The 26,315-nt window shown below is 58.7% G+C and carries 29 protein-coding genes; 16 read left to right on the forward strand and 13 right to left on the reverse strand.

What is annotated here, in order from left to right; genetic code table 11:
• Positions 1–36 precede the first annotated feature (36 nt).
• From tnpB to AB4Z13_RS16330, 3 genes are all read right to left on the reverse strand, one after another.
• Positions 37–390 carry an IS66 family insertion sequence element accessory protein TnpB gene (gene tnpB, locus AB4Z13_RS16320; protein ID WP_442206347.1) on the reverse strand — a complete coding sequence of 118 codons (354 nt, stop codon included), beginning with the start codon at positions 388–390 and terminating at the stop codon, positions 37–39.
• Positions 371–820 carry an IS66-like element accessory protein TnpA gene (gene tnpA, locus AB4Z13_RS16325; protein WP_442206362.1) on the reverse strand — a complete coding sequence of 150 codons (450 nt, stop codon included), beginning with the start codon at positions 818–820 and terminating at the stop codon, positions 371–373. The genes tnpB and tnpA overlap by 20 nt, the downstream gene beginning before the upstream one ends.
• Positions 821–1,210: 390 nt before the next feature.
• Positions 1,211–1,441 (reverse strand): hypothetical protein, encoded by a 231-nt coding sequence (locus AB4Z13_RS16330; RefSeq protein ID WP_442206348.1) that lies wholly within the window; start codon positions 1,439–1,441, stop codon positions 1,211–1,213.
• Between the two features lie 439 nt (positions 1,442–1,880).
• On the opposite strand from AB4Z13_RS16330, the gene AB4Z13_RS16335 reads away from it, so the two are divergent.
• Entirely contained in the window at positions 1,881–2,213 is a 333-nt protein-coding gene (locus tag AB4Z13_RS16335; RefSeq protein WP_439014582.1) for a hypothetical protein, read from the forward strand.
• Between the two features lie 49 nt (positions 2,214–2,262).
• Here the strand turns inward: AB4Z13_RS16335 and AB4Z13_RS16340 are convergent, their stop codons facing one another.
• The 4 genes from AB4Z13_RS16340 to AB4Z13_RS16355 form a co-directional block, all read right to left on the reverse strand.
• Positions 2,263–3,963, reverse strand: coding sequence for a hypothetical protein (locus AB4Z13_RS16340; protein WP_442206349.1), 1,701 nt, complete (start codon positions 3,961–3,963; stop codon positions 2,263–2,265).
• A 180-nt stretch (positions 3,964–4,143) separates the two neighbouring features.
• Entirely contained in the window at positions 4,144–4,353 is a 210-nt protein-coding gene (locus AB4Z13_RS16345; protein WP_442206350.1) for a helix-turn-helix transcriptional regulator, read from the reverse strand.
• 375 nt (positions 4,354–4,728) lie between these two features.
• On the reverse strand, positions 4,729–5,748 hold the full coding sequence (locus AB4Z13_RS16350) for a P63C domain-containing protein (RefSeq protein ID WP_442206351.1): 1,020 nt from the start codon (positions 5,746–5,748) through the stop codon (positions 4,729–4,731).
• A 163-nt stretch (positions 5,749–5,911) separates the two neighbouring features.
• Positions 5,912–7,150, reverse strand: a complete 1,239-nt coding sequence (locus AB4Z13_RS16355; protein WP_442206352.1) for a tyrosine-type recombinase/integrase — start codon at positions 7,148–7,150, stop codon at positions 5,912–5,914.
• Between the two features lie 498 nt (positions 7,151–7,648).
• Between AB4Z13_RS16355 and AB4Z13_RS16360 the strand changes: the two genes are divergently transcribed.
• From AB4Z13_RS16360 to AB4Z13_RS16375, 4 genes are all read left to right on the forward strand, one after another.
• A complete protein-coding gene (locus AB4Z13_RS16360) occupies positions 7,649–8,536 on the forward strand; it encodes a helix-turn-helix domain-containing protein (RefSeq protein ID WP_439014820.1) in 888 nt (295 codons plus the stop codon).
• Between the two features lie 167 nt (positions 8,537–8,703).
• The gene (locus AB4Z13_RS16365; RefSeq protein ID WP_439014819.1) at positions 8,704–9,105 is read left to right on the forward strand and encodes a GlcG/HbpS family heme-binding protein; all 402 of its coding nucleotides are present in this window, start codon (positions 8,704–8,706) and stop codon (positions 9,103–9,105) included.
• Positions 9,106–9,144: 39 nt separating this feature from the next.
• A complete protein-coding gene (locus AB4Z13_RS16370; protein ID WP_439014818.1) occupies positions 9,145–9,948 on the forward strand; it encodes an SDR family oxidoreductase in 804 nt (267 codons plus the stop codon).
• 71 nt (positions 9,949–10,019) lie between these two features.
• On the forward strand, positions 10,020–10,568 hold the full coding sequence (locus AB4Z13_RS16375) for a nuclear transport factor 2 family protein (protein ID WP_439014817.1): 549 nt from the start codon (positions 10,020–10,022) through the stop codon (positions 10,566–10,568).
• A gap of 195 nt (positions 10,569–10,763) precedes the next feature.
• Here the strand turns inward: AB4Z13_RS16375 and AB4Z13_RS16380 are convergent, their stop codons facing one another.
• Positions 10,764–11,423, reverse strand: coding sequence for a peroxiredoxin (locus tag AB4Z13_RS16380; RefSeq protein WP_007815641.1), 660 nt, complete (start codon positions 11,421–11,423; stop codon positions 10,764–10,766).
• Positions 11,424–11,701: 278 nt separating this feature from the next.
• Here AB4Z13_RS16380 and AB4Z13_RS16385 point away from each other — a divergent pair, with 278 nt between their 5' ends.
• A complete protein-coding gene (locus AB4Z13_RS16385; protein WP_439014816.1) occupies positions 11,702–12,499 on the forward strand; it encodes a creatininase family protein in 798 nt (265 codons plus the stop codon).
• Here AB4Z13_RS16385 and AB4Z13_RS16390 read toward each other — a convergent pair whose 3' ends face one another.
• Complete coding sequence (locus AB4Z13_RS16390; RefSeq protein WP_310383100.1) at positions 12,500–13,450, reverse strand: LysR family transcriptional regulator; 951 nt, start codon at positions 13,448–13,450, stop codon at positions 12,500–12,502.
• A gap of 183 nt (positions 13,451–13,633) precedes the next feature.
• On the opposite strand from AB4Z13_RS16390, the gene AB4Z13_RS16395 reads away from it, so the two are divergent.
• From AB4Z13_RS16395 to AB4Z13_RS16420, 6 genes are all read left to right on the forward strand, one after another.
• Positions 13,634–14,650: an ABC transporter substrate-binding protein gene (locus AB4Z13_RS16395; RefSeq protein ID WP_439014815.1), complete on the forward strand. Its 1,017-nt coding sequence runs from the start codon at positions 13,634–13,636 to the stop codon at positions 14,648–14,650.
• A gap of 68 nt (positions 14,651–14,718) precedes the next feature.
• Positions 14,719–15,543, forward strand: coding sequence for an ABC transporter ATP-binding protein (locus AB4Z13_RS16400; protein WP_113324099.1), 825 nt, complete (start codon positions 14,719–14,721; stop codon positions 15,541–15,543).
• Complete coding sequence (locus tag AB4Z13_RS16405; RefSeq protein ID WP_113324100.1) at positions 15,543–16,388, forward strand: ABC transporter permease; 846 nt, start codon at positions 15,543–15,545, stop codon at positions 16,386–16,388. The genes AB4Z13_RS16400 and AB4Z13_RS16405 overlap by 1 nt, the downstream gene beginning before the upstream one ends.
• Entirely contained in the window at positions 16,388–17,701 is a 1,314-nt protein-coding gene (locus AB4Z13_RS16410; RefSeq protein ID WP_439014814.1) for a cytosine deaminase, read from the forward strand. Before AB4Z13_RS16405 ends, AB4Z13_RS16410 begins: the two co-directional genes overlap by 1 nt.
• Before the next feature lies 1 nt (position 17,702).
• On the forward strand, positions 17,703–19,112 hold the full coding sequence (locus AB4Z13_RS16415) for an FAD-binding oxidoreductase (protein WP_439014813.1): 1,410 nt from the start codon (positions 17,703–17,705) through the stop codon (positions 19,110–19,112).
• The gene (locus AB4Z13_RS16420) at positions 19,109–19,690 is read left to right on the forward strand and encodes an NAD(P)H-dependent oxidoreductase (protein WP_439014812.1); all 582 of its coding nucleotides are present in this window, start codon (positions 19,109–19,111) and stop codon (positions 19,688–19,690) included. Before AB4Z13_RS16415 ends, AB4Z13_RS16420 begins: the two co-directional genes overlap by 4 nt.
• A gap of 170 nt (positions 19,691–19,860) precedes the next feature.
• On the opposite strand, the gene AB4Z13_RS16425 is transcribed toward AB4Z13_RS16420, so the two are convergent.
• From AB4Z13_RS16425 to AB4Z13_RS16440, 4 genes are all read right to left on the reverse strand, one after another.
• Complete coding sequence (locus AB4Z13_RS16425; protein ID WP_439014811.1) at positions 19,861–20,250, reverse strand: RidA family protein; 390 nt, start codon at positions 20,248–20,250, stop codon at positions 19,861–19,863.
• Positions 20,251–20,326: 76 nt separating this feature from the next.
• Positions 20,327–20,890, reverse strand: coding sequence for a methylated-DNA--[protein]-cysteine S-methyltransferase (locus AB4Z13_RS16430; RefSeq protein ID WP_439014810.1), 564 nt, complete (start codon positions 20,888–20,890; stop codon positions 20,327–20,329).
• Between the two features lie 88 nt (positions 20,891–20,978).
• Positions 20,979–21,566 (reverse strand): RBBP9/YdeN family alpha/beta hydrolase, encoded by a 588-nt coding sequence (locus AB4Z13_RS16435; protein ID WP_439014809.1) that lies wholly within the window; start codon positions 21,564–21,566, stop codon positions 20,979–20,981.
• Positions 21,567–21,693: 127 nt separating this feature from the next.
• Positions 21,694–21,999 (reverse strand): hypothetical protein, encoded by a 306-nt coding sequence (locus AB4Z13_RS16440; protein ID WP_113325214.1) that lies wholly within the window; start codon positions 21,997–21,999, stop codon positions 21,694–21,696.
• Between the two features lie 213 nt (positions 22,000–22,212).
• Between AB4Z13_RS16440 and AB4Z13_RS16445 the strand changes: the two genes are divergently transcribed.
• The 4 genes from AB4Z13_RS16445 (at position 22,213) to AB4Z13_RS16460 (ending at position 26,311) form a co-directional block, all read left to right on the forward strand.
• Positions 22,213–22,536: a hypothetical protein gene (locus AB4Z13_RS16445; RefSeq protein WP_439014807.1), complete on the forward strand. Its 324-nt coding sequence runs from the start codon at positions 22,213–22,215 to the stop codon at positions 22,534–22,536.
• 129 nt (positions 22,537–22,665) lie between these two features.
• Complete coding sequence (locus AB4Z13_RS16450) at positions 22,666–24,120, forward strand: cryptochrome/photolyase family protein (protein WP_439014806.1); 1,455 nt, start codon at positions 22,666–22,668, stop codon at positions 24,118–24,120.
• Positions 24,117–25,454 carry an NAD(P)/FAD-dependent oxidoreductase gene (locus tag AB4Z13_RS16455; protein ID WP_439014805.1) on the forward strand — a complete coding sequence of 446 codons (1,338 nt, stop codon included), beginning with the start codon at positions 24,117–24,119 and terminating at the stop codon, positions 25,452–25,454. The genes AB4Z13_RS16450 and AB4Z13_RS16455 overlap by 4 nt, the downstream gene beginning before the upstream one ends.
• Positions 25,451–26,311: a DUF1365 domain-containing protein gene (locus AB4Z13_RS16460; protein WP_439014804.1), complete on the forward strand. Its 861-nt coding sequence runs from the start codon at positions 25,451–25,453 to the stop codon at positions 26,309–26,311. The genes AB4Z13_RS16455 and AB4Z13_RS16460 overlap by 4 nt, the downstream gene beginning before the upstream one ends.
• The last annotated feature ends 4 nt before the right edge of the window (positions 26,312–26,315 follow it).

Consider the following 26,315-nt stretch of genomic DNA (forward strand, 5'->3'; position numbering starts at 1 on the left):
ACCGTCCCTTTGCGTCAACAGCTCAATTCGCCACCTTCAACCGGCGATCTGATATTGCCGCACCGGATGGCGGATCATCGCATCGATATCAATGCCGTCGAGAATCCAATGCAGTTGTTCTGTCGTCAGCACAACGACCGGCACCTCGCGGCGGGGCCATCGGAACTTGTCCTCTGTCAACCGCTTCAGGACAAGCACGAAGCCGGAGCGATCGAAGAACAGCAGCTTCACCCGGTCGTGACGGCGATTGCAGAAGGCAAATACCGCAGGCGCAAAGGGATCCATCGCCATCGTCTCCTGGACCAGGACCGCGAGGCTATTGATGCCGGCCCGGAAGTCGATCGGCTCCCGATGCAGGTAGACCTTGAGATCAGCGCCCAGTCTGAACATGACCCAGAGCTCCGATTATTGCCGTCAATCCGCTGAGATCGCTGCACTCCAGCGTCAACCTCACACCATTCGGCAGTGACGCGCTCACCTTTGCTGGAGAGGACAGCGGGCGGCTCCTCTCCGCCGCCGGTAATTGCTCTTCGCGATCCATGGCAGGCATCTCGATGTCGAACTTGCTGCTCGCGGCGGCGATCTGAACCGGAATAAACGCAGATGTCGAAGACGGCGATAATGGACGGGCCTGGGTGTGTTTCCTGATCCATTTCCAAACAAGGTTCGCGTTGACCCCGTGTTCTCGCGCAAGTTTCGATACCGATGCGCCGGGTTCAAGGCAGGCCGCAACAAGGCGATCTTTCGAACTTTGATCGAAACGGCGTCGCCCATTCCGACCAACCAGCCGCACGGCAAGTTTTTGACCTTCATCCATGATTTGGTGTCCACCTCTTTTAGGGGGACACCTCATGCCAAAGCTCACTCAAATAAAGAAGGTGCGGAGAAATTCGCGCTTACAGATAATGAACTCATTTCAACTTTCCATCAGACCAGCCTAGCCGACGGCAATGACGTTCAGCAGCCTTCATCCCCGTTTGCTGATCGGGAAATGGTCCGTCAAGGTAACGTGGCACGCCTCGAAACACGATGGCTACTCCTCGTGAGACTTGATCCCAGACTATTATCATGCCGTCTTCATAGGTCATTGCTACACTATATGCGTTACGCATCCGGTGTGCGGTGGTCTGCTCCGGTATTGAAGATGTAGGGCCCGATGCGCGAAAGGCACCGGCCCAATAATGGAAATGGCCTGAGAATTGCGCTCGGTCTACACGTTGGGGCTGTTACTCTGGTCCAGCCCGATATAGCGAGAAAGGGCGTCCGCAAGCGCAGAAGCGGACTTTTCACCAGACAAAATAAGACGCACAGTTGCGGCCATCGCTGCCTCGCCGTGCGGGCTGTCGATGTCCACATGATTGGCGGAGCACCATTCTTGAATAACCGCTATGGCGATATCAATCTCGTCATCTTGCAACGAAAGGAGATTGAGTAGGGACATTCGGCTCCTCCGTAACGGCAAGAGCACATGTCATCTCCCGAGCGGCCTTCACCGTGATAATCCGGGGCCGACTACTCATGATACGCCCCATCCATCAGCGGAACCATTTAATTCGCCCTACGCGTAGCTCCGAGTGGCGTCATTTGATCGTGGGCCGATGGGCACTACGAACGTTCAGCCGAATTCGTTCGCTAATTCAGGTCGAGCATGAGCCTCGTAGCGCGCTTGGCCGCTGCTTCGGTGCGCGTCGTGCGGCGCGAAGTCCGGCCGCTTGCGGTTCGGCAGTTATCTCGACGACTGAAACGAAAAAAAAGCGCCCTCCGCGGTTAAGCAGAGGGCGCTAGCAAATGATGATGGGGCGGTGGGGTGTCTGGTTGTTTCTGCAGGCCGGGATATTATTTACAAAGCTGTCGGAACTATAGGCCATTGGAGGCGCCAAGTGACACGTGATGAATATTTAGAGGCTGTTCGGAATGCGGAATCTGACATGCTGGTGTGGCAGGGAGTTGAGAGGGAAAATGTTGGGGTATTGGAAGAAGATCAGCTTCTTCCCGCCATCACCAGTAAGCGGCAAGAAGTGCTTAAGTTGCAGCACGAGCAGGCTCTGAAGTATGCGCTGCGCGGCGTCGATCAGTGGGTCGCTGCGAATGCCGGGGATAGTCGAAACGCGCGGGTGAATATCTACATGCAGCTGGCTACCGAACTGCTGCAGATGAAGCTCACGATCAAGAAAGAGGAATTGCACGATCAATTCGCAGCAACTCCGAAATAAGGGCACCCGAGCGGCGCTTTAAGCGCCGCTCGATTATAGGCGTTTGGTATTAACCAGTTCCGAACATTGAAGCTTGCTTCATGGCAATGACACCAAGGGCTATCTGCTTTGCCATTTGCGGGCCTGGATGCGTGCCATCGTTATTGCCGACAGCCTTGCCGGCCGTGCTGGCGGCATAGGTAACTGCTTTCCCTGATCCAGATTGAATGTTGTATGTGTACGGCCCTGATCCGCTCTTGCTGACGACGGGCCCGAGAATGTTGGCGCGGACACCATCAAACGACAAGAGAGCGCCGAGCGGTATATCCTCGTTTAGCTGGAACGTCGTGGCGCTGCTGGCGTAGCCGGAACCGGCCAATGTCACGCTATCGAACACAGGTGCCGCCGAGCGGTATTGATTGTAGTTCGGATCTCCGGAATGGTAGCCAGGCTGATATGCCGCTGTGCCGTAGTACCCGACATCAAAGACTGCATCGAAGTGCGCGCCGGCATCTGCCATGATCTGGTCGTTGTAGTACTGGCGATAGCCGTTCTGATAGGATGCTGCGGGGTAAACATCGTTCACGCCGGGGGTCTGCAGCGTCGGGTCGCGATAATCGCCGCCTGTTCCGATGCGGGCAGGCAGGGTTGCCTTCACATATCGGATACCGGGGAAATAGCCTTTGAGCACACTTACGCCCTGGTAGAGCGCAGACATCGTCATGCTGCCGGAATTCGCATCGCCATTGTTGCCGTGCTGATCGAAAATGCACGTGAAAGGCAGGCGTCCGCCGTAGAGGCTTTTCAGTTCCAGCAATGGCGTGACACGGTGCGCAATGCCTGGCGTATAATCGACGCTCCCGAAAACGCCATTTGTGTTCTGGGTCGAGAAAGAGCCCGGCAGACCGATGTGGCCACTCATAATCCGACCATTCGTCGGGTCATCGAGACCACGTTCCATCCAGCCAATGGCACCTCGCGGTTCCGATGCCGGTATGCCAGTGGTGAAGTCGCCCACGCCGTAGCCGATGCTATCGGAATGGATCAAGACCACCGGGGAGCGATTACCGTCCGTGCGCTCACCCACCATGAACATTGGGCAGAACTGCTTGGTGGGAGCCGAGCCCGAGGAAGTAATTGTGCCGCTCGCCAGGAGCGAAAGAAGGGTGGTGGGATCGGCTGCGTTTTTGCACTGATCGCCGACTAGCGTCGCGAGATACTGCGAAGCCGGGAATAGATCGCCAACCGCCGCCATTGAAAGCAATGCCACGTGGCGAATGTTGCTGTTGGCAGTGACCGTGAGTGGGATCGCCCCATTCATGATGACGTCCGACCACTTGCCGCAGTCGAAAAGTGTTGACCTGCCGTTCGTGGAGCCTGGGCCGCCCAAGGTGGCTAACTGCTGGCCGCCGAAAGTTGCTGGATAACGAACACCGCCGACTTCTAGACTATAGCCAGCTTGGAATGTGGCGGGGATCTGCTGCTCGGAAGGCGTTGCTCCGCCGTTGTTGCATGCGAAACCGGGCAGGAAAACTCGAATGTTTGTGATGTCGAACGGTGCGGAACCTGCCGAAAGCGTATTGATCGCACCCTTGAAGGATGAGGCGACGTTGAGCTGTGCCGTCCGATCCGGCACCCTCAAGCGAGAAGAACCAAAGGCGAGCTGTTGCTGCTGTCCCCCACCGCCCTGACTAGGGGCGCGCACGCCCAGCGAGGTGAGAGACGTCGATAACGACGTCCCCCTCCTCAACGAGTGCCTGAGCCCCGCCATGTTATGCGGCAATCCACTGGAACTTGTCGTTCGGCTTCCCGAAGCAGTCGGGTGGCACGCGGTTCGGTAATGATGCGGGTCATGAATCTCCTCTCGCCGGCTCGCGCCGGTCGGCAAAATGGGTGTGGTGTGGTGGCGGTGCTATTTCGGCGCTGGGTGCCGAGTTGTCCAGAAAATGGCCTAGGCGGCGGCGCGGGCGGAAATCTTGGCCTGGATCCAATCGGCCACTTCGTTTCGCACGAACGCGACACGTCGGTCGCCGAGATCGACAGCAACTGGAAAGCGCCCTTCGGCCCGGTATCGATTCAACATGGTACGGCTCATCGAAGTGAGACGGCACGCGTCCTTGAGGCTGATGAGTGCGGGAATGTTGTCATTCGCTATGGTCATGGGTCTCCTCTTTCGACGAGGACGGAATCCTGGCGTCGATCAAAATGGTTTCGTTCATGGCTGAAGAGATCCGGCAGTGGCCGGGCTGTGGTTGACCGACGCTGATGCGCCGCGTGCCCAGCACGCTCGGCAGCTAGGCTGCTGGTTGTCAGCATGGACTTACGTGGCAGCCATGCCTGTGACGATCAAGTTGTGAGCGTTTTACAAATTAGTCAACTTGGTCTTCGTAGAGCTATGTGGTCAGACCATTGCCGGCATAGCGGCGGCGACCGGGATATATATCCCCTCAGCGCACGGACATACATTTATGACTGGGACTGGTGGGAAGAGTTTTCCCACCAGTCTATGAAATATCCCAGGCTGCAGAAAACAGCCTCAATCCGCGTCTGCGAGATGCAATTCAATCTGCGTTCCGGGTTTTGGAAAAGCCTCGTCGAAGTTTCTTTTGAATGCATCCCACGTTCGAGATACGCGCATTACGGCAATCACCTGGAGAAGGTGATCTCTCAGGTCTGGCTGACCAAAATCCTCTGAAAGGAACTGGTGGTGTTTCCACTTCCTGCGCTTTGTTCCATCCTGCGTCGGATTGCGCTTTCTAAGTTCGGTGAGCACGCCTGGTGGCAGTCGGTCATAAACCACGTCGTTTGTAATATGGCCAAGAAATGGCGGCTTCGCACGGCCTTGCGGGGGCCATTTCCAATTTTTTAATCGATAAATTTGTTTGTAAAACTCGTCTGGAAATCTTTTTGCCCAAGCCAACCTTTCTTCGGAAAGGTACGCCTCAAGGATACGATGTAGCTCGTCCCTGTCGCGGTCGACTTGGTATCCTGTCGCCTCGTCTACCAAGGCGATGATGCCTACTCGCGCGAATCCCCTAACCAGCGCTTCGCACTGCTTGGCAATATGAGCCTGCTGCTTTTGCAGTACGCCAGCGTCGCGCGCGTCTAGAACAACCTCGCACAAATCATGAAGGATTGTTGCCTCGTATCCATACGCCATACCGCCCTTCGCCGTTCTGAAACGAATTGGGTTGGCGGTCCGGTCGATCAAGTCATTGGAAATAAAGCCAGAAAGTCGTCCCTGCTGCGCAAATTTTGCCAAACGGTCCCCGCCCTTTGAGTAGGATCCCCCATGTGACATTCCAAGCGCGTTAATTAGGCCCGTCTGCGCCAACACTCGTCGGCCATCTTCCAAAACGAAGCACGGGATCTCGACTTCGCCAATCTTAAGCGGCCTGTCGGTCGAACCGTGCGTTGCCATCGGCAACTCTTTTGCTTGCGCCCACCTGGCCTCCGCGCTCTTCTTGGCGATTGCAGAGCGCTCATCTTTCGAAAGAGCCTTCGCTCTAGCATCGCCACCTTTTGATTGCGGCGACTGGTCATTGTCGTGCGTCATCTAATTCTCCCATGCTTGCTGCACTAAGAGATACCATGCTTGCTGATTTTTGCAAGCATTGATCGATCTGCAAGTCTTTTATGCTTGCTTATGCGTGACAAAGAGGCGGCATGTCTTCCGCTTTTTGCACGCGGCTAAGATCATCCTTCCAGGATCGCGGTTGCTACTCATCAATGGCAAGAACCAGCGACAAGTCCCGCGTCTGCTTCGTCTCGACTGGCACGTTGGGACAAATGTAATTCGCCCACTGCTGCATGAGAGCACGCCGGCGTTCGAGGGCGTCAGACCTAGCATAAGAGCGCTCCACGGTGTCACCGACCGCGTGCGCGAGTGCAGCTTCCGCGATTTCCCGCGGCGCATGCGCAACCTCTGTCGCCCAGTCGCGGAAAGTCGACCGCATACCGTGCACGGTAAAGTCACCTCCGCCGGCGGAGACAAGCGCTTTGCCGAGACTGGCGTCCGATAATTGCTTGCCGTCCCTGACACCTGGAAAAACAAGCTCATTCATAGACTGCTTCTGCATGGCTTTGAGCAGTTCGATCGCTTGGTCGCAAAGCGGCACGCGGTGCTCCTTGCCGGACTTCATGCGGATCGCCGGGATAGTCCAGATCTTGGCCGGGAAATCGAATTCAGGCCAAACCGCACCACGCACCTCGCCAGATCGGCAGGTAGTGAGCACGGCAAGCTCGAGAGCCTTGGAGCTCACGCCAGGCACTTTTTTTAGCGAGACCATAAAGGCGGGCACCTGGCCGTACGGCATTGCGGCATGATGGGTTCGACTGGTTAACTCGTCTGGCTTGTGCATCACGTGTTCCAAATTCCCCCTCCAAGTAGCCGGATTGTCGCCGCTCCTGTGTCCCTCGACCTTCGCGGCGTCCAGAACGCGCTCAACAGCCTCGCGCAGCTTTTCGGACGTTTCCTGCCGCTCACCCCATAGAGGCTTGAGGATCTGAACCATGTCGGCGTTCGTGATGTCCGCTGGGAGCTTATTGCGGATCGGCTTGGCATGGTTCTCAAGCAGGTTGCGCCACCGCGCCTCCGTCTTCGCCCCACGCCACCGGCCAGCCTTCACTGCCGCATCAACGAAGCCGTCAGCATACTCGCCGAAGGTGATCTTCTTCGGAGTCTCTGCTTGGGCGGCCTTGCGCTCCGCAACGGGATCAATGCCACGGCGGACTAACGCACGAGCCGCATCGGCCTTGTCGCGGGCGGCGGCGAGCCCTATGGTGTGAAGCGGACCTAGCCCCATTTCACGCCGGCGGCCAGCATAGCTAAAACTGAAAATCCAGTAGCGCCCCTCGCCTTTCGTTACGAGATACAGACCGCCGCCGTCACGCAGCTTTGCCGCCTTGCTGGCCTCGATTTTCTTCACCGTTAAGACGTTTTTCGTATGGCTCCCCATTCAATCCTTCCCCACAATTTCCCCACACTCGGGGTATGCGCTATAAATAGTGGTTATGGACGCAATGGACAAGTTATCTCTGTAAAAACAATTAGTTGCTTGATACCATGTTTCCAATATGGGACATCTTGGACCGCTAAAATTATCCGGCCCGGGGAGCCAGTTTTAGAGATAAGCGCCTGTTTTCGTCGAATATTCCGAAGCAGGCGCTTTCTCGATACATTCCCCGTAGTTTTCGCCGACAAGCCAACGAGATCGTGACGTTCTACGGCCAAGATGCTGATACCAGCAGTTCGGGCTATGACACTTGCACTCGCCTGAATTTTCGTCAAAATCCTGATCGCAATGCGCGGGCTCGTGATATCAGCGTGGCCCGTGTCCGGAAGTTTCATTCATAAATCAAAATAGAATTGCAGACGGCAGCGTGGCGGCAGCAATCGGCTCGTCGATGCTGAATGGTTCAAATTTCCAGACCTGCCTTCAAGACGAGGATGCGACATGGATTTCGACGCGTCGCAAGGGGACAGAAAATATCCGACCAGCAAGCAGGTGGGCGGGCTTATCGAATGTTCCGGGCTGCAGGTCGAGCTCCGGCATTTCGATCCGGGCTGGCAGGTCGATCTCACCCTCGAATGCACGGAAATAGCAGTCCTGCTGTCTGGTCAGTCGAAGATCAGGTGGACCGGCGACGGTCACCGGCGGGAGGCTATCGCCCGCCCCGGCGTCGCATGGGTATGTCCCGCCGGGGTCAATGAGAGCGCCGTAGAGATCGTCGGCACCATGCCCGAGTCCCTTCACATCTTCCTGCCGCCATCGCTTGTCGGTGAGAGCGCGCTTTCGAACTTCGACATCGACCCGGCCAAGGTGCAGCTCGCCTATGCGGGCGGTGTCCCCGATCCGGTGGTCTTGCAGATCGGTGAGCTCTTTCGTGGCGTGCTGAATCGAAAACTGGAGGCGACAGACCGTCTGTTTCTCGACGGGATTCAGCTCGCTCTGGCGGCGCATTTGCTCGGCACCTATTCGTCCGCCCACTGGCGTCCGCCGACTCGGACACCGACCATCGATCCGAAACGGCTGCGGCGCGTCCTCGATTTCATCGAGGCTCGCATCGCGGCGGAGATCTCGCTGGAAGACCTTGCTGCAGAGGCTTGCCTCAGTCCCTTTCACTTTTCCCGCACGTTTCGTGCGGCCACCGGTTTCGCCCCGCATCGCTACGTCACCCAGCGACGGATCGAGGCGGCCAAGGAGAAGCTGCGACTCGCGCAGTCCTCGCTGGTGGAGATCGCTATCGACGCCGGCTTCGGCTCGCAGGCCAATTTCACCCGCGTCTTCCGCAAGATGACCGGCTTGACGCCTGGCCAGTACCGCACGCTCTTCACCTCCTAGCAATATCCGCCGTCTTGACGCGTTCGCCGGCCCCTTCGTGCGCAGTCCGAGCGCAAGATCTGCAAATACTGCAGCAAGAGATGGAAATACCGCAAAGCGCCTTCCGGCCTACACCTGTCTCATCGAACGGGAAGCATTAATCCCCGAACGAAAAGGGAGACAGGGAGATGATTACCACTGACGAAGCCCGCAGGGTCATCGCCGCCGGCGAGGCGCGGGCAAGAGAAATCGGCGTCCCGGCCAATATCGCTGTCCTCGACGCAGGCGCCCACATGAAGGCGTTTGTCCGCATGGACGAAGCCCTGCTGGGCTCCATCGACATCGCCGTTAACAAGGCCCGGACAGCGGCACTGTTTTCCATGCGCACCGAAGCAATCGGCGAATTCTGCAAACCCGGTGGCACCTCGTTCGGTCTGGAGCAGACCAATGGCGGCCTCGTCGTCTTCGCCGGCGGCATTCCCCTCACCGATGGACGCAATATCGTGATCGGCGCGGTCGGCGTGTCCGGAGGGGCCGTCGCCCAGGACCTCGAAATTGCCCAGGCTGCAGCGGCCGCCCTCACCGCCTGAAATGCTTTCCAACCCCAAGCACATCGAAAGGACGTTATTATGACCAAGACCATTCTCATCACTGGCGCCGGGTCCGGTTTCGGCAAAGCCGCAGGCATCGGCATGGCCAAGAACGGCCATAACATCATCGCCACCACGCAGGTTTCGTCGCAGGTCACGCCGCTGCGTGAAGAAGCGGCCGCTCTCGGCCTGAAGAACTTCCGCGTCGAGCGCCTCGATCTCACCGACCCCTATGACATCAAACAGGCGCAGGGTTGGGATTTCGACGTGCTCTGGAACAATGCAGGCATGGGCGAGGCCGGCCCGGTCTGGGAAATTCCGGTCGAGCTCGTCCGCAAGAACTATGAAGTCAATGTCTTCCTGCCGCTGGTACTGACCCAAGGTGTCGTTCAGAAATGGGTGCGCGAAGGCAAGAAGGGCAAAGTGGTTTTCACCTCCTCGATGGGCGGCCTGTTCACTCCGGCCAACTGGGGTACCTACGTCTCCACCAAGCACGCCCTGGAATCGATCGCCGAAGCGCTGCAGCAGGAGCTTGGTTCTTACGGCATCAAGATCCAGACGATCAACCCGGGCGCCTACTACACCGGCTATAACGAGACGATGGCCGATAATCCGTTCCGCTGGCTCGATGACAGCAAGAACTTCACCAAGCGGGCAGACCTGCGCAACGGCTTCAACGACTTCTTCGCCACCCCTGAAGGCAAGATGGACCCGCAGGAAATGATCGACCGGATGATCGAGGTCGTCCCCGCCGACACAGGCAAGTTTCGCAACGTGGTTCCAAAGGTCATCGAAGACATGCTGAAGGAGCATCAGCTCAAGGCCTGGGAAAACCAGATCTGATCGGCGCAGAGCCTCGCACGCGACACCCGCTCAGCGGGTGTCGCACCACCAATCAATCTCTGGAGGAAGCCATGTCCATCACCGCAAGTGCCATCGTCCACAGCCCGCGATCCCTCGCCCGCGGCATCTTCAACGCTGCGCTCGGCATCGCCGCCACCATCCTGGCCCTTTGCGGGCTCGAAGCCCGGGCGGCCTCGCAGACGCTGACCGAAACCGAACGCCGTAACAAGACGGCCGTCGAGGCTGGGTTTGAGAAGTGGGCGTCTGGCACAGGTAGTCCTTATGACCTGCTCGCCGACGACGCCCGCTGGACCATCGAGGGCTATTCGCTGGCGTCGAAGACCTATCCTAGCCGCGAGGCGTTCCTGCGCGAGGTGATCCGCCCGTTCAATGCCCGCATGAAGGCGCCGCTGAAGCCCGTGATCCGCAACGTCTATGCCGACGGCGACACCGTGATCGTCTTTTTCGATGCCCGCGGCATCGCCCGCGACGGAAAACCTTACGTCAACACCTATGCCTGGTTTCTCGACATGCGCGACGACCGTATCGTCCGAGCTTCGGCCTTCTTCGATTCGGTCGCGTTCGACGACTTCTGGACCCGTGTGACGCCATCCGAATAGGCCAGGACCGACCTGCGTTCCAAAGCGGCGCTGCAGCGAGCAATACTACCTCTACGTCCGCGGCAACCATTCTCGTTCGCGGGAAAGCGAGAATGCGTCTCTGATAGAGGCCTGCGCCAGCCGACCTAAAAATAAAGACGCCCCGGAAGCCGGGACGTCTTTTGATCCAATCACAGTATCAGCGCAGTGGCTAACTCACGCAGACGGCTGCTTGGTCTTTCTAAGATACGGCAGAACCGTATCGAAGGAGCCGAAGCGGGCGATGGCGTCTTCATTGGAGACGGCAGCCGTGATGATGACATCGTCGCCCTGGTTCCAGTTGGCCGGTGTAGCAACCTGGTGCTTGGCGGTCAGCTGGATGGAATCGATGGCGCGCAGGATCTCGTTGAAATTGCGGCCGGTCGTCATCGGGTAGGTAAGGATCAGCTTGATCTTCTTGTCCGGGCCGATGACGAAGACCGAGCGCACGGTGGCGTTATCGGCGGGCGTGCGGCCTTCGGAGCTTTCGCCGGCACCAGCCGGCAGCATGTCATAGAGCTTGGCGACCTTCAGGTCCTTGTCGCCGATCAGCGGATATTCGACATCGAAGCCAGTTGCCGTCTTGATGTCGTTCTTCCACTTGCCGTGGCTTTCGACCGGATCGACGGAAATGCCGATGATCTTGACGCCGCGCTTCTTAAACTCGCCTTCAAGGCCGGCCATGGTGCCGAGCTCAGTCGTGCAGACCGGCGTGAAGTTCTTCGGATGCGAGAAGAGAACGGCCCAGCCATTGCCGATCCAGTCATGGAACTGAACAGGGCCCTGGGTGGTATCGGCGGTGAAATCGGGAGCAATATCGTTGATACGTAGGCTCATGGTCGGCCCTCCAATTGCGGATCATTAAATCTGAACACTCGCAGGCAGTTCTGCGTGCCAATGACTATCTACAGACCTGCGCCAAGCGCGGTCAAACCAAAGCCTTCCCCGAAAGGGGCAACGGCGGAATATTTATTTCCAGCGTGCAAAGATCGCCTGACATCGGACTAACGACATTATGCGCGCAAAAAGGCAGCGGCGCGCGCGCAAATCGATGCTTTTCGCATGTCGCGTTATTCCCTACTCACTATCGAATAATGACAAAGAGGGAAGCGGCGATGGGGACACCATTCTACTGGAATGAACTGAACACTTATGATTTTGCCGCGCTTTCCGCCGACACGACCATCGCTATCCTGCCAATCGCTTCGACTGAGCAACACGGTCCGCATCTGCCCATCGCAACCGATGTGGCGATCGCCAACGGCATGTTGGCGGAATTGCGCCGGCAACGGCCCGAGGACCTCGATATCCTTGTCCTGCCAACCCAGGAAATCGGCAAGGCCAACGAGCATGTCTATGGTCCAGGTACGCTTTCCCTCGGTGCCGAGCTGCTGATCCCCGTCTGGACGGCGATCGGCGCGAAGGTGGCGGAGGCGGGTGTGCGCAAGCTCGTTATCGTCAACTCGCATGGGGGCAATGTCGATATCATGAGCATCGTCGCCCGCGAGCTGCGCGTGCGCTACCAGATGGCTGTGGTTTCTACCCAATGGGGCCGGTTCGGCAATCCTGACGGCATGATCAGCGAGCACGAGACACGTTACGGCATCCATGGCGGCGAAGTCGAGACATCGCTGATGCTGCATTTCCGACCGGAGCTGGTACGGATGGAGAAGGCTGAGAATTTCGTGTCGAAGGCCGAATGGATGCGCGAGCAATCACAGTATATCCAGCCGCTGCCGCCACATTCGCTCGCCTGGATCGCGCATGATCTCAATCCGAACGGCGTCGTCGGCGATGCTTCGAAGGGCACGGCCGAAAAGGGCGAAGCAATCTGCCGCCATCAGGTGAAGGGCTTTATCGAGCTGCTCTATGATCTGAAGCGCTATCCGCTCTCCAACCTTTATTCGCACTAATCACGCAACGACAGGCCGCTCCAGCGGGATGTGCCCCTTGGCCTGCAGTTCCTGAACGAGACCCGCAAGCTCGGCCAGGAGATACTCTACGAAAAGGCTGGTGGCGGAATCGAGCGGCGCGCGGGCGCGGGCAAAGAGCTTCATCGGCTGATGGCGGCTATGCGGCTCGGCAATCGGGCGGAACACTAGTTCGCCCTGGCGGCACTCGGTGATGACATCGAGCGGGTTCAGCATGGAGAGCCCTGCTCCGCATTTGACCAGTTTCTTCAGCATTTCCGAGGCATTGGTTTCCAAAACAGGCTCGACAGGGATATCGAGCCTGGACATTGCGAGGTTGATGACCTCACGCAGGCTGGTACCCTGCTGCGCAAGCACCAGCCGCTCCTGCACGACATCGCCGAGATTGATCGGCCCCGGTCCGATCAGGGGGTGGCCGGGCGGCAGGATGACGCCAATCGGGATATCGAAATTGCCGAGCGTGCGGATACCGGGTGTCGCCGGAATATTGAAGCCGAGGCCGATATCCACCTCACCCGACAGCACCGGGTTGACTGTCATCGTCCCGGCATCGTTGCGCAGCTGGATGAAGACACGCGGATGCTCCGACTGGAAGCGGGCGATGATTTCCGGCAGCGGGCCTGCGGCAAGACCGACCGTCGTCACCAGCCGTACCTTGCCGGCCTGCTGCATCTTCAGGCTTTTGATGCGCCCTTCCAGCCGCTCGTAGTTCTTCAGAACCTCGCGAATATGCTCGATGCAGAGTTCGCCGGCGGCCGTCAGGCGCAAGCCACGCGGCAGGCGCTCGAAGAGCGGAGCGCCCATCTCCTCCTCCAGCGCCAGAATCTGTCGGTTGATCGCTGAAGAGGCGACATTGAGGCGCGCTGCGGCCTTCCTGATCGAGCCCGTTTTTGCGATCTCGTTGATGTAGAGAAGCTTTCTGGAGTGCAGCATCGCGACCTCGTTGCATCGTTTTTAAGCACAGCGCCCAATTTAGGCACAGACATCAGGTGAGATGCCAAAAAGGCATCGTTGCGCACGAATTTTGATGCTTTTCAAAGAGCGAAGCAATCGCTCAAATGCGGAAAATCGGAGGCCGAAAACGAGCTTCCATGGCACCAGAAGGGGAACGCCGCCATGTCCAACAGATTGAAAACATCAGTATTTTCTGCAGTTCTTGGGCTTGGCGGGATGCTTGCCGCCAGTGTTCCCGGTTATGCGCTCGACAAGGTCAGCTATGGTACCAACTGGCTGGCGCAGGCCGAACATGGCGGCTTCTACCAGGCGGTGGCCGACGGAACCTATGCCAAATACGGCCTTGACGTTTCCATCGTGCAGGGCGGACCGAATGCCGCCAACAACGCATTGCTGATCTCAGGCAAGATCGACTTCTATATGGGCGGGCCACAGGGCGAAATCTCCGCCGTCGAGCAGGGTATTCCGCTCGTCGATGTCGCTGCGATCTTTCAGAAAGACCCGCAGATCCTGATCGCCCATCCTGACGTCGGCGTCGACAAGTTCGCAGATCTTGCGAAGCTGAAGACCTTGTTCCTCAGCAAGGATGGCTACCTCACCTATTTCGAATGGATGAAGGCAAACTTTCAGGGCTTCAAGGATGAGCAATACAAGCCCTACAATTTCAATCCCGGCCCCTTCCTTGCCGACAAGCAATCCGCCCAGCAGGGTTACCTGACCTCGGAACCCTACGAAATCCAGAAGCAGACCGGCTGGGAGCCGAAAGTCTTTCTTCTCGCCGATAACGGCTATTCACCCTATTCGACGATGATCACCACGACCCAGCAGATGGTCGATACCAAGCCTGACGTCGTGCAGCGCTTCGTCGATGCCTCGATAAAGGGCTGGTACAACTATCTCTACGGCGACAACAGCAAGGGCAATGAGCTGATCAAAAAGGACAATCCGGAAATGACGGATGGCCAGATCGCTTATTCGATCACCAAGATGAAGGAATACGGCATCATCGAATCCGGTGAGGGCCTGGAAAAGGGCATCGGCTGCATCACCGACGCTCACTACAAGAAGTTCTTCGATGAAATGGTGGCGATCAAGGTCTTCAAGCCTGAGACCGACTACACCAAGGCCTTTACGACGAAGTTCGTGTGCAAGAGCGTTGGCGTATCGCTGAAGAAATAAGCCTCCCAAGGCAGGGTCCGTCGCTCTCAGGCGGCGGGCCGCATCCCCTTCGATAAAAGAGCGAAAGAATGTCCCTAGCCGAAACCAAGGCGGCGCCTTCGAAGGAAATACGCAGGCGGCCGCTGGTCGTCATGCAATCGGTCTCGAAGGTCTTTTCCAGCGGCACGATTGCGCTTTCGGGCATGTCGCTGACGGTCGAAAGCGGCGAGTTCATCAGCCTTCTCGGTCCGTCCGGCTGCGGCAAATCCACGGCCTTGCGCATCATCGCCGGTCTTGGCGACGTCACGTCGGGCAAGATCGACTGGCCAAGTTCGCGCATCAATTCGAAGGGCCTGCCGGAGGGCGATATCGGCTTCGTCTTCCAGGAGCCGACGCTGATGCCCTGGAAGACGGTTTTCGGCAATGTCTACCTGCCGCTGAAACTGCGCGGTGTTTCCAAGTCGGAGGCGAGCGACCGGATCATGCAAGTGCTCGCGACTGTCGGCCTGCAGGATTTCGCCGATGCCTATCCGCGGGAACTCTCCGGCGGCATGAAGATGCGTGTGTCGATCGCCCGCGCCTTGGTGACCAAACCGAAACTGCTGCTGATGGACGAGCCTTTCGCAGCGCTCGACGAGATCACCCGGCAGAAGCTCAATGACGACGTTTTGCGGTTGTGGAAGGCGACCGGCATCACGGTGATTTTCGTCACGCATTCCGTCTTTGAGTCCGCCTACCTTTCCAACCGGATCGTGGTGATGAAGGCGCGGCCCGGCCGCGTTCATGCCGATATTCCGCTTACGACGAGCCTCGATCGTGACGCGCACTACCGGACTTCCGAGGAATACCGGCAGGCCTGCGAGACCGTTTCCTATTCGCTGATTGGCGCGATCAACGCGGCAAAGGAAGACTGATGAGCATCGAGACAGTCGAAAATTCCGTACCGGCAATGCCCAATCCACTCAATGCGAAGCGCCGGGATCTATTGCTCCGCATTACCGTGCCTTTTGTCGCCATCATCGTGCTGATTGCGATCTGGGCGACCTATGTCAAGGTTTCGGGTGTGCCGCCCTATATACTTCCGAGCCCATTTGCGGTTGCCGGAGCGCTCGTTAGTGATTGGGGCACGCTTTCGCCGGCGCTCTGGGTTACGACCAAGATCACCTTCATGTCGCTGGCGCTCGCCCTGATCGGCGGCGTCGGTTTTGCGATCTTCCTGGTGCAGTCGCGCTGGATCGAGATCGCCTTCTATCCGCTCGCCGTCATCCTGCAGGTCACGCCGATCGTGGCGATCTCGCCGCTGATCCTGATCTATGCGCCGTCGACGCAGGTGGCGTTACTGATCTGCGCTTTTCTCGTCGCCTTCTTTCCGATCCTGTCGAACATGGTGCAGGGATTGAAGAGCGTCGATCACAACCTCATCAATCTCTTCGAGCTCTACGGCGCCTCGCGCTGGCAGACGCTACTTTATCTGAAGTTGCCCGCGGCCCAGCCCTATTTCATGACCGGGCTTCGCATCGGCGGCGGTCTGGCGCTGATTGCGGCGGTTGTGGCCGAGTTTGCGGCCGGTTCGGCGGGTGCGGGCTCCGGCCTTGCCTTCCGACTCCTCGAAGCGCAATACCGCATGAATATCCCCCGCCTCTTCGCTGCGCTCTTCATGCTGTCGATGCTCGGTGTCGCGATCTTTGCCATCACCTCCTTCATTTCATGGCTCAGCCTGCATCGCTGGCACGAGAGCAGCCTGAAGCGGGAAAATTGATGACCTATTCCTTCATGTCTCCCCCGAATGCGGGCCGCTTCGTGCTGGCCAATGCGACGCTCCCGACCGTTGCCGTCAGCGACTTCGCTGCTGCCTCCAATGAGGGCCTCGTCAAGGCCGACATCGTGATTGCCGACGGTCTCATCTCGGCAATCCTGCCCTCCGGAACAGCACCGGCGGAATTCGCCAAGTCCGATATGAAAGAGGGCATGGTCTGGCCGTGCTTTGCCGATATCCATACGCATCTGGACAAGGGCCATATCTGGCCGCGCAAGCCCAATCCGGACGGCACCTTCATGGGTGCACTGGAGGCCGTCGGCAGGGACCGCGAGGCGAACTGGTCGGCGGCGGATGTGCGCAAGCGCATGGAATTTTCGCTACGCTCGGCCTATGTGCACGGCACCGGCCTAATCCGCACGCATCTGGATTCACTTGCTCCCCAGCACCGTATTTCTTTCGAGGTCTTTGCCGAGGTGCGCGACGAGTGGAGAGACAAGATTGCCCTGCAGGCAGTCGCTCTCTTCCCGCTCGACAATATGGTCGATGAAGCCTTTTTCGCCGATCTCGTTGCTGTCGTGAAGGACAAGGGCGGCCTGCTTGGCGGTGTCACCAGGATGGGACCGACACTCGACTGGCAGCTCGATACGCTTTTGCGCGCGGCGACGGAGAATGACCTCGATGTCGATCTGCATGTCGATGAGACGGATGATCCGGGCGCGGAGACACTGAAGGCGATCGCCGAAGCGGTTCTACGCAACCGGTTCGAAGGCAAGGTGACAGCGGGCCATTGCTGCTCTCTGGCGCGGCAGGATGACGATGCGGCCAAGTGGACCGTGGATCTCGTTCACAAGGCAGGGGTTTCGGTCATCTCGCTGCCGATGTGCAACATGTACCTGCAGGATCGCTATCCCGGCCGCACGCCGCGCTGGCGTGGCGTCACTCTGTTCAAGGAACTGGCGGCTGCCGGCGTCGAGACGGCTGTCTCCTCCGACAATACGCGCGACCCCTTCTATGCCTATGGCGATCTCGATCCGGTGGAAGTATTTCGCGAGGCGGTTCGCATCCTGCATCTCGACCATCCGCTCGATACTGCGGCGCGTGTCGTCACGGCGTCACCGGCCAAGATTGCCGGCAGGCCGCAGATGGGCCGCATTGCCGTCGGCAACCCCGCCGATCTCGTGCTCTTCAACGCAAGGCGCTGGAGCGAATTCCTTTCCCGTCCGCAGTCTGACCGCGTCGTGCTTCGCCGCGGCAAGGTGATCGACCGCAGCCTGCCGGATTATCGTGAACTCGATAGCGTCGTTGGAGGCTGAGATGGCCGATTATCAGAAGATCAGACAAGAACTCGAAGGTATCGCGGTCGAAGACAATCCGGCGCTCGTTCGCCAGAAGAGCCGGGATTTCTATTGGTATTCGCCGATCCTGAAGGCGCAGCTCGACAATGTGACGGCCGATATCGTCGTCACGCCGAAGAACGAGGCCGAAGTCATCCAGACGCTGAAGGTTGCCTTCGCCCATGGTGTTCCTGTCACCCCGCGTGGCGCCGGTACGGGCAATTACGGTCAGGCCATGCCACTGTCAGGCGGTATCGTGCTCAACCTTGCCGCCATGGACAAGATCAAGGAAATTCATCCCGGCCGCGTCATCTGCGAACCCGGCATCGTGATCGCCCAGCTCGATAAGCAGACCAAGGCACATTCCGGGCAGGAGTTGCGCTTTCACCCTTCGACGGCGCAGACGGCGACGGTCGGCGGTTTCATTGCCGGCGGCTCTGGCGGCGTCGGCTCGATTACATGGGGCGGGTTGCGCGATCTCGGCAATATCCTGCGCTTGCGTGTCGTGACCATGGAGGCGGAGCCGCGGGTGCTCGATCTCACCGGCTGGGACCTGCAGAAGGTCAGCCATGCCTATGGCACCAACGGCATCATCACCGAAATCGAAATGCCGCTGGCACCTGCCTATGACTGGGTGGACGTTCTCGTCGGCTATGACGACTTCATGGATGCAGTGCGCTTCTCCGATGCGCTGGCGAAGTGCAACGGCATTCTCGTCAAGGAAATAGCGCCGATCGCAGCACCCATCCCGCATGAATATTTCACCCGCCACAAGCCCTATATCCGTCAGGGCCAGTCGATCGTCGTGCTGATGATCGCACCGCATTCCATGGATGCCTTCCTGGCCTTTACGGCAGCGCAGAAGGGTGAAATCATGTTCCGTTCCGACAAGGTCGAGAGCATGCGCGGCATCCCGCATGCCTATGAACTTGCCTGGAACCACACGACGCTGCGTGCCCTCAAGGTCGATCCGTCCTTCACCTATCTGCAGGTGCAGTATCCGGGGCCGGATCATGTCGCCAAGGTGAGGAAGATGGTGGAGATTTTCGGCGATGAGGTGCCGGGTCATCTCGAATTCATCAAATTCGATGGACAGATCCAGTGCTCTGGCCTGCCGCTGGTACGCTACACGACCGAGGAACGGCTGGAAGAAATCATCAAGATCCATCAGGACCACGGCTGCCCAATCTTCAACCCGCACCGCTATACGCTGGAAGAAGGCGGCATGAAACGCACAGACAAGGTGCAGCTCGCCTTCAAGCATGAGACCGATCCAAAGGGGCTGCTCAATCCCGGCAAGATGATCGCCTGGGAAAATCCCAATTTCGATTTCAATGCCGGCAAGAACTATCTCTTCCCGGGTCTTGCCGCCGTTATGGAGGCTTCATGAGGGTTCTCGTCCTCCACTCGCACCCGGTCGAGGAAAGCTACGGCAAAGCGCTCTTCAGACAGACCCTGGAGAGCCTCGCCAAGGCCGGGCACGAGGTGGATGCGTGCGATCTCTATGCGGAAAATTTCGACCCCGTCCTGTCGAAACATGACCGGCTCGTCTATCACGACTATCCCGGCAATACCTCGCTGGTGAAACCCTATGTCGAGAGGCTGAAGCAGGCCGAGGCGCTGGTCATTTGCACACCGGTGTGGAACTTCGGTTTTCCGGCCATCCTCAAGGGCTACTTCGACCGGGTCTGGCTCCCCGGTGTTTCCTTCGAACTTGTCGACGGCAAGGTTCAATCCCGACTGCGGCATATCAAGAAGCTCGGTGCAGTGCTGACCTATGGCGCGACACCTTTTCGCGCCTTCGTTGCCGGCAATCCGCCCAAGAAGATCGTGAAGCGTGTTTTGCGGGCGCAGATCAACCCACTCAAGCCGGTCACCTTTCTCGCCCATTACGACATGAACAATTGCACCCCGGAGACGCGAGCAGCGTTTCTCGCCAAGGTGAAGAGCGCGATGGAGCGCTTCTAAAGTCGCGCAAAAATGTGGTGCGGTTTGCGACAACCACATGCGAAAACAAGTGCCTGAGCGCGGCCAGCAAATCAGAAGGATTGCGATACGCTTTAGGAAGCGGCTTGCATGCGTGCTGCCACGCCGTTGAACTGCGCGGTCGTGATCGCCACGGAGCCTGCGGTCAAACCTTAGAAGACCTTGGCGGCCGTTACTTCCACCTCGACCAAAAATTCGGGCCGGGTAAAGCCGCTGACGATGATGAGCGTCGAAACAGGTTTCGGGTCGAGCGTGAAGCGGTCGCGCACCGCCATATAGGCCGGGAAATCCTCCCGCTTCGTTACGAAGCCGGAAACGCGGATGACATCGGCAAAGCTCATCTCGGCCTCGGCGAGGATCGCCTTGATCGCCTCGAAGCAGAACTCGGCCTGCGCCGTCACATCCTCGGGGACCTTTTCATCGAGACCGATTCCAAGTTGACCTGACGTGACCAGCAAGGACGCGCCCGGCGGCACGAGAAGGCCGTGATTGTAATTTCCGAAGGGGCGGCGGACAGACGGCGGGTTGAAAATCTTCTTCATGAAAAACCTCGCTATAGACAGGGTTTTATAGCGAGGATTTTCAGCATATTCCAAGCACTTGCTTGCGGCTTCGTCCTCAAAAATCGAGAGACTGCTGGGCGGGCGGCGGCGGGCCGACATGCACGCCCTCGAGTTCCAGCATATGCAGCTTGGCATTCGAACCACCGGGCGCCGAAAAGCCGCCGATCTTGCCGCCTGCGGCCAGCACGCGATGACAGGGAATGATAAGCGCGACGGGGTTTTTCGCCATGGCCTGGCCGACGTCGCGTGCGGCTTCCGGCCCTGCTCCAAGCTCCTTGGCCAGCGTGCCGTAGGTGGTCGTGCGACCCCAACTGACGCGGCGCGCGGCGGCATAGATATCGCGGAAGAATGCGTCCTGGCCGTCAAGGTCAACGGCGACAGTGGAGAAGTCGACTTCCTCACCTTCGAAGTAGCAGTTTACCGCAGCAACGGCGTCCAGAATCTGCGGCGTCGGCCTGCCCGGTTCGGCAGCCGGCAAACGGCGCAGCAACAAGCGTTCTGTCGACTCGGCGCTCTTCGTCGGCAGCTGGAATCGCGTCACGCCGGCATCGCTCCAGGCAATGCCGCAAAAACCGCCGGCGGTTTCGAAGATCAGATATTGATGCACTTTCTGAGCCATGGTGAAGCCCTCACATTCCGTCGGGCATCAGAATCGTACTGCAAAGGCGTAAGTTCAACCCGTTTCTTGCGCATGTCCCGATAAAATATCAGGCCGATGCGGCGGTCGCGGCAAGCGTGGATATCTGCGGTCTCTTCGCCTTCGCCTTGCCTTTTACTGCATCGAACAGGGCGTAGCCGCCGGTCCAGCGACCGAAACCGCTGGCAATGTTGATATGGCCTGCGAGACCTATGTTGCGGACCTCGGTTTTCCAGAGGCGAGTGTAGAAGCTCAAACGGTCGAGCGACATATATTTGTCGTCGAGGCTGCCGACGGTGAGGCTCGGAAAGGGAAGCGGGTTTGTCGGCATGGGGCCGAAGGCGAGCGAGCCGGGATGCAGCCTTTCCGTGGCCGGCAAATCGCACGGGGCGACCAGAAGCGCTCCCTTTACCCGGCGGGCCAGTGGCCGGTCGGCGAGCCTCGCCGTCAGGATGCAGCCGAGGCTATGGGCAACGATATAGGCTTCCCCCGCCTCCAGCAGTGCCTGTTCCAGCCGCTCCATCCAGTGGTCCAGACGAGAGTGGTTCCAGTCGTCCTGCTCGACCATTCGGCTCTGCGGTACATCATCAAGCCAATAGTGCTGCCAATGCCCCTCGTCGGAACCGAACAGACCCGGCACGATCAGGATTTTTGTCATTGCTATCTCCTGGCGCATGCGCAGCAAACTGCCGCGACGCATCTCAGCCAGAATTATCCATAAATTTTATGGACTAAAGAAATGAAGCTCCAAAACCCGCAAGAAAGCTGGAAAATCCATCGCGGGATCAGAAGCTGTCGCTCACAGCAAAGGTCAACAAGTCGCAGGATATTCTGAGGCCGATCGTGTTGTGGCAAGGCATCCCCTCGCCTGCAGTCATATCGCGCCCGTCGGAAACGAGAATGCGCTCGGCATTCCCGACGCGGACGGGGCCAGCAGACCAGAGCGAAGGACGGTCGACGTCGATGACCGAAACCCGTTGCTCCGTTGCTTTCACAACGGTCGACGCCAGCGCCATGCCGCTCACCGTCAAAGTGAGTGCAAGCATCATCTGAAGGCAGAGATCTCCGGCTTCGCGCGGTGAAATGAACATGAAGGCCTCATGCCGTAACAAGGGTTTCACTGCGCAGGTAAGGCAAAGGAGAGCTCAGGCAAAGCGGCTTTCGCGGTTAAGGTTTATGCGTAACCATGCGCAATTGTCTCAACCGCCCCGTTTAAATTTTGTAACCCTAATTTTGGAACCAGGAGTTTTCTCACGGGTTAGGAAAGGGTCGCCAAAGACGAAAATCTAAGGAGGACAGCTCCCATGCATAAATCTCTTATCGCCGCCTCGCTGCTTGCCATCGGCATGGCTTCATCGGCATTGGCTCAGTCTAATCCCGACACCATCGGCCCGACCAATGGCGGTTCGACGGACCCGAGTTCGGGCAATTATTCGTCCGACTACACCAATGACAGCAATGGCATTCATCCGATGCCCGGGGCCACGGTAGACCCGACCACGACGCAGAGCATCGGTGGTCAGGCCATCGATTGCCCGGGCATGCCGCAGCAGAATACCGGCGTCGATACGCGCGGTGGCGAGAGCGGCGCTTCGGTCAGCGATGCCTGCCGCGAATACGACAACTGATCGGGCAAAGACCCGTTCATTGAGAGAGGCCGGCTCCCACCGGCCTTTTTCATGCGCGCCTGATGAAACTGTTGATCCGATTGCCTCGTACTTCCGTAACAGACAGAGAGGCAAGGCAGGGAGCAGCCATTGGCACGGGAGACTGTTGCAAGACCGGTAATCGTCTGGTTCCGCAAGGACTTGCGTCTTGACGACAACAGGGCTCTGCATGCGGCATGCGCATCGGGGCGGCCGGTCATTCCGCTTTATATCCGCGAACCCCAGGAAGACGGCACGGGGCCTCTTGGCGCTGCCCAGGCGTGGTGGTTGCATCATTCACTGCATGCGCTTGACGCAGCCCTCAAAAGACATGGCGGCAAGCTCATTCTAGCAAGCGGTCATGCCCGCAATGTGCTTGCCGACATCATCAAGCGGAGCGGTGCGGAAGCCGTGTTCTGGAACCGCCGTTATGATCCGCCGGGCATCGCGATCGACACCCGCCTGAAGCATGAATTCGAAAAACAGGCGATCGAGGCACGCAGCTTCGGCGGACAGCTTCTGCATGAGCCGACCAAGCTCAAAACGGCAAGCGGCACGTCATACCGCGTCTATACGCCATTCTGGCGGGCGCTCGAAGAAGGCGGCGAGCCGGAGGCGCCGGTCGATGCGCCTGAGCGCTTCCGCTTCCCAAAACAGTTTCCGGCTTCCGAAGTGCTGACCTCCTGGGAGCTCCTGCCGCTTAAGCCGAACTGGGCAAAGTCCTTCCCCGACATGTGGACGCCGGGTGAAGCGGCAGCCCAGGAAACGCTCAGCGGTTTCGTCGAGGAGGGACTTCCAGGCTATTCGGTCGATCGGGATTTTCCCGGAAAGAGCGCAACCTCCCTTCTCTCTCCGCACCTGGCACTCGGCGAAATCTCGCCCGCCCGCATCTGGGACGCCACGAAGGGACTTTCGCGGCGCATTCCATCCGACGATATCGTACGCTTCCGCAAGGAACTGGCATGGCGAGAATTCTCCTACCATCTGCTCTTCCATTTTCCGATGCTTGCCAGGGATAACTGGAACGACAATTTCGACGGCTTCGGTTGGCGCGAAGATGAAGACGGATTCCATGCCTGGTGCAATGGCCAGACCGGCTATCCCATCGTCGACGCCGGCATGCGTCAACTCTGGCGCCATGGCTGGATGCATAACCGCGTGCGGATGATCGTCGCCTCGTTTCTCATCAAGCACCTGCTGGTCGACTGGCGCCGCGGCGAAGCCTGGTTCCGCGACACGCTTGTCGACGCAGACCCCGCCAATAACGCGGCCAGCTGGCAGTGGGTGGCAGGTTCAGGCGCCGATGCCTCCCCCTTCTTCCGCATCTTCAATCCGATGCTCCAGGGCGAAAAATTCGATGCCGACGGCAGCTACATCAGGCAGTTCGTGCCGGAGCTCGGAAAGCTCGAGGACAAACATATCCACCGGCCGTTCGAGGCACCAGCGAGCGTGCTCGAAAACGCCGGCGTCACGCTTGGGAAAACCTACCCCAGACCCATTGTCGATCACGCCACGGCGCGCAGACGAGCGCTGAAGGTCTATAGCGCCATAAAGGATGCAGCATGAACGTGCATGTTCCTTCGCTGCCACGCCGCCTCAAGGTCGCCATCGTAGGGTCGGGCATATCGGGTGCTTCGGCCGCCTGGGCGCTCAATCCTGTCCATGACGTGACACTCTACGAGAAAGATGCCCGGCCGGGCGGCCATACGGCAACGGTCGATGTCGGCTATGACGGGCTGAGCATTCCGGTCGATACCGGCTTCATCGTCTACAACGAGCACAATTATCCCAATCTGACCGCGCTCTTTGCAGAGCTCGGCGTTGCCACGCATGCCAGCGACATGAGCTTTTCACTGTCGCTGGATCATGGCAGGCTGGAGTGGAGCGGCGGCGGGCTGTCGTCTATATTCGCGCAGAAGCGCAATCTGCTGAGCCCCTCCTTTCTCTGGATGATCCGCGAGATCCTGCGCTTCAACCGGACCTGCCTGGAAGACCGGGCGGCCGGGCACCTGGCCTCACGTTCGATCGGCGATTATCTCGACTGGCGTGGCTTCTCGCCGGGTTTCACCAACAACTATCTGGTGCCGATGGCGGCGGCGATCTGGTCGACGCCATCAGCGCGGATGCTGCAATTTCCCGCCGAACATTTCGTCAATTTCTTCGACAATCACCGACTTATCTATCGCCGTCAGCATCAGTGGCGCACCGTCACCGGCGGCAGCCGCAACTACCTGAAAAGGCTTCTGTCACCGCTCGGCGACAAATTGAAGCGCGGCTGCGGCGTGCGTGGCGTGATCCGCAGCGACAAGGGCGTCACCCTGATCGACGAGACCGGCGGCGAGGCCTTCTTCGACAAGGTGATCTTCGCCTGCCACAGTAATCAGACGGCGCGGCTGCTGATCGATGCGACGGATCAGGAAAAGCGCTTGCTCGCTGCTGTCCCCTATCAGCCCAACCGCGTTATCCTGCACCGTGACACCTGCCTGATGCCGACGCGGCGCAAGGTATGGGCCTCCTGGAACTATCTGCGTTCGAGCCATGCCGACGGCAGGGCGGCCGGTGTGGCCGTGACCTACTGGATGAACAGGCTGCAGGGCATAGACCCGAATTTTCCGCTGTTCGTCACGCTCAACCCGGACCGCGAACCGGAGAGCCGCAAGGTCTTTGCCGAATTCACCTATGAGCATCCGCAGTTTTCCGCGGAAGGGATGGCCGCGCAACGGGCGATTGCCGCCATCCAGGGAAGAAACAATTGCTATTTCGCGGGCGCCTGGACCGGATACGGATTCCACGAGGATGGACTAGTTTCCGGTCTTGCGGCGGCAGAGGCACTGGGCGGGATCACACCCTGGCGGACCGCCCGGCCCTCCTCAGGAACCACACTGGAAGCGGTAGCATGATGGCATCCCGCAAAAGCCCCCGCGCATCGAGGTATGGCGTCAGCGTGACGCGAAACGGTCCTCCGCCGGACGCAGCGGCGGTACTTTATGTGGGCGATGTCATGCATCAGCGCATTAAACCGTTCGGCCATCGCTTCCAATATCGGGTCTTTTCGCTCTCCATCGATCTCGACCGGTTGGAGGAAGCCGAAAGCCAGTCGGCGCTGTTTTCGGTCAACCGAAGCAATCTCGTCTCGTTCCATGAAGAGGACCATGCAGCAAATGGAAAGCTGCGCTCCCATGCCGACCGCCTGCTTGCGGATGCGTGTGTCGAACGACCGGCCAAGATCCTGCTCGTCTGTTATCCGCGGATCCTCGGCTACGTCTTCAATCCCCTTTCGGTCTATTATGCTTATGACGACAGGGATGCCTTGATTGCGCTGATCTACGAAGTGCGCAACACATTCGGCGAGCGGCATAGTTATGTCTGCCCCGTCGAGGATAATGAAATTTTCGAAAGCGGTCTTCGCCAGACCTGCGACAAGCTCTTCTATGTCTCTCCCTTCATTGGCATCGGCATGCGCTATCATTTCCGCATGCTGCCACCCGGCCAGGAAATCCGCTGGCGCATCCTGGAAACCGATGCGGAAGGGCCGCTTCTTGCCGCAACCTTCGCCGGCCGGAAAAAGCCGCTGACTGGCCGGACGCTCGGTTATCTTCTCACAACTATTCCCTTCCTGACCATCAAGATCATGACCGGAATTCACTGGGAGGCTCTGAAACTCTGGCTCAAAGGCGCCATCTACGTTCGCCGGCCACCACCTCCGCCGCCTGTCAGCGTGAAGCCGGCAAGCCGGCTTGCAGAAGCTGCGGAATGAATCT

Source organism: Rhizobium sp. YAF28 (genome assembly GCF_052113285.1).
Lineage (GTDB): Bacteria > Pseudomonadota > Alphaproteobacteria > Rhizobiales > Rhizobiaceae > Rhizobium.

What these genes read in the sequence shown, in the direction of transcription:
- AB4Z13_RS16440 (WP_113325214.1), bottom strand. Translation starts at nt 21,999, where the DNA reads ATGTTCATTTCACCGCGCGAAGCCGGAGATCTCTGCCTTCAGATGATG.
- AB4Z13_RS16455 (WP_439014805.1), top strand. Translation starts at nt 24,117, where the DNA reads ATGAACGTGCATGTTCCTTCGCTGCCACGCCGCCTCAAGGTCGCCATC.
- AB4Z13_RS16370 (WP_439014818.1), top strand. Translation starts at nt 9,145, where the DNA reads ATGACCAAGACCATTCTCATCACTGGCGCCGGGTCCGGTTTCGGCAAA.
- tnpB (WP_442206347.1), bottom strand. Translation starts at nt 390, where the DNA reads ATGTTCAGACTGGGCGCTGATCTCAAGGTCTACCTGCATCGGGAGCCG.
- AB4Z13_RS16365 (WP_439014819.1), top strand. Translation starts at nt 8,704, where the DNA reads ATGATTACCACTGACGAAGCCCGCAGGGTCATCGCCGCCGGCGAGGCG.
- AB4Z13_RS16435 (WP_439014809.1), bottom strand. Translation starts at nt 21,566, where the DNA reads ATGACAAAAATCCTGATCGTGCCGGGTCTGTTCGGTTCCGACGAGGGG.
- AB4Z13_RS16460 (WP_439014804.1), top strand. Translation starts at nt 25,451, where the DNA reads ATGATGGCATCCCGCAAAAGCCCCCGCGCATCGAGGTATGGCGTCAGC.
- AB4Z13_RS16340 (WP_442206349.1), bottom strand. Translation starts at nt 3,963, where the DNA reads ATGGCGGGGCTCAGGCACTCGTTGAGGAGGGGGACGTCGTTATCGACG.
- AB4Z13_RS16410 (WP_439014814.1), top strand. Translation starts at nt 16,388, where the DNA reads ATGACCTATTCCTTCATGTCTCCCCCGAATGCGGGCCGCTTCGTGCTG.
- AB4Z13_RS16420 (WP_439014812.1), top strand. Translation starts at nt 19,109, where the DNA reads ATGAGGGTTCTCGTCCTCCACTCGCACCCGGTCGAGGAAAGCTACGGC.
- AB4Z13_RS16345 (WP_442206350.1), bottom strand. Translation starts at nt 4,353, where the DNA reads ATGACCATAGCGAATGACAACATTCCCGCACTCATCAGCCTCAAGGAC.
- AB4Z13_RS16445 (WP_439014807.1), top strand. Translation starts at nt 22,213, where the DNA reads ATGCATAAATCTCTTATCGCCGCCTCGCTGCTTGCCATCGGCATGGCT.
- AB4Z13_RS16395 (WP_439014815.1), top strand. Translation starts at nt 13,634, where the DNA reads ATGTCCAACAGATTGAAAACATCAGTATTTTCTGCAGTTCTTGGGCTT.
- AB4Z13_RS16385 (WP_439014816.1), top strand. Translation starts at nt 11,702, where the DNA reads ATGGGGACACCATTCTACTGGAATGAACTGAACACTTATGATTTTGCC.
- AB4Z13_RS16360 (WP_439014820.1), top strand. Translation starts at nt 7,649, where the DNA reads ATGGATTTCGACGCGTCGCAAGGGGACAGAAAATATCCGACCAGCAAG.
- AB4Z13_RS16425 (WP_439014811.1), bottom strand. Translation starts at nt 20,250, where the DNA reads ATGAAGAAGATTTTCAACCCGCCGTCTGTCCGCCGCCCCTTCGGAAAT.
- AB4Z13_RS16350 (WP_442206351.1), bottom strand. Translation starts at nt 5,748, where the DNA reads ATGACGCACGACAATGACCAGTCGCCGCAATCAAAAGGTGGCGATGCT.
- AB4Z13_RS16375 (WP_439014817.1), top strand. Translation starts at nt 10,020, where the DNA reads ATGTCCATCACCGCAAGTGCCATCGTCCACAGCCCGCGATCCCTCGCC.
- AB4Z13_RS16400 (WP_113324099.1), top strand. Translation starts at nt 14,719, where the DNA reads ATGTCCCTAGCCGAAACCAAGGCGGCGCCTTCGAAGGAAATACGCAGG.
- AB4Z13_RS16405 (WP_113324100.1), top strand. Translation starts at nt 15,543, where the DNA reads ATGAGCATCGAGACAGTCGAAAATTCCGTACCGGCAATGCCCAATCCA.
- AB4Z13_RS16355 (WP_442206352.1), bottom strand. Translation starts at nt 7,150, where the DNA reads ATGGGGAGCCATACGAAAAACGTCTTAACGGTGAAGAAAATCGAGGCC.
- AB4Z13_RS16330 (WP_442206348.1), bottom strand. Translation starts at nt 1,441, where the DNA reads ATGTCCCTACTCAATCTCCTTTCGTTGCAAGATGACGAGATTGATATC.
- AB4Z13_RS16430 (WP_439014810.1), bottom strand. Translation starts at nt 20,890, where the DNA reads ATGGCTCAGAAAGTGCATCAATATCTGATCTTCGAAACCGCCGGCGGT.
- AB4Z13_RS16390 (WP_310383100.1), bottom strand. Translation starts at nt 13,450, where the DNA reads ATGCTGCACTCCAGAAAGCTTCTCTACATCAACGAGATCGCAAAAACG.
- AB4Z13_RS16380 (WP_007815641.1), bottom strand. Translation starts at nt 11,423, where the DNA reads ATGAGCCTACGTATCAACGATATTGCTCCCGATTTCACCGCCGATACC.
- AB4Z13_RS16415 (WP_439014813.1), top strand. Translation starts at nt 17,703, where the DNA reads ATGGCCGATTATCAGAAGATCAGACAAGAACTCGAAGGTATCGCGGTC.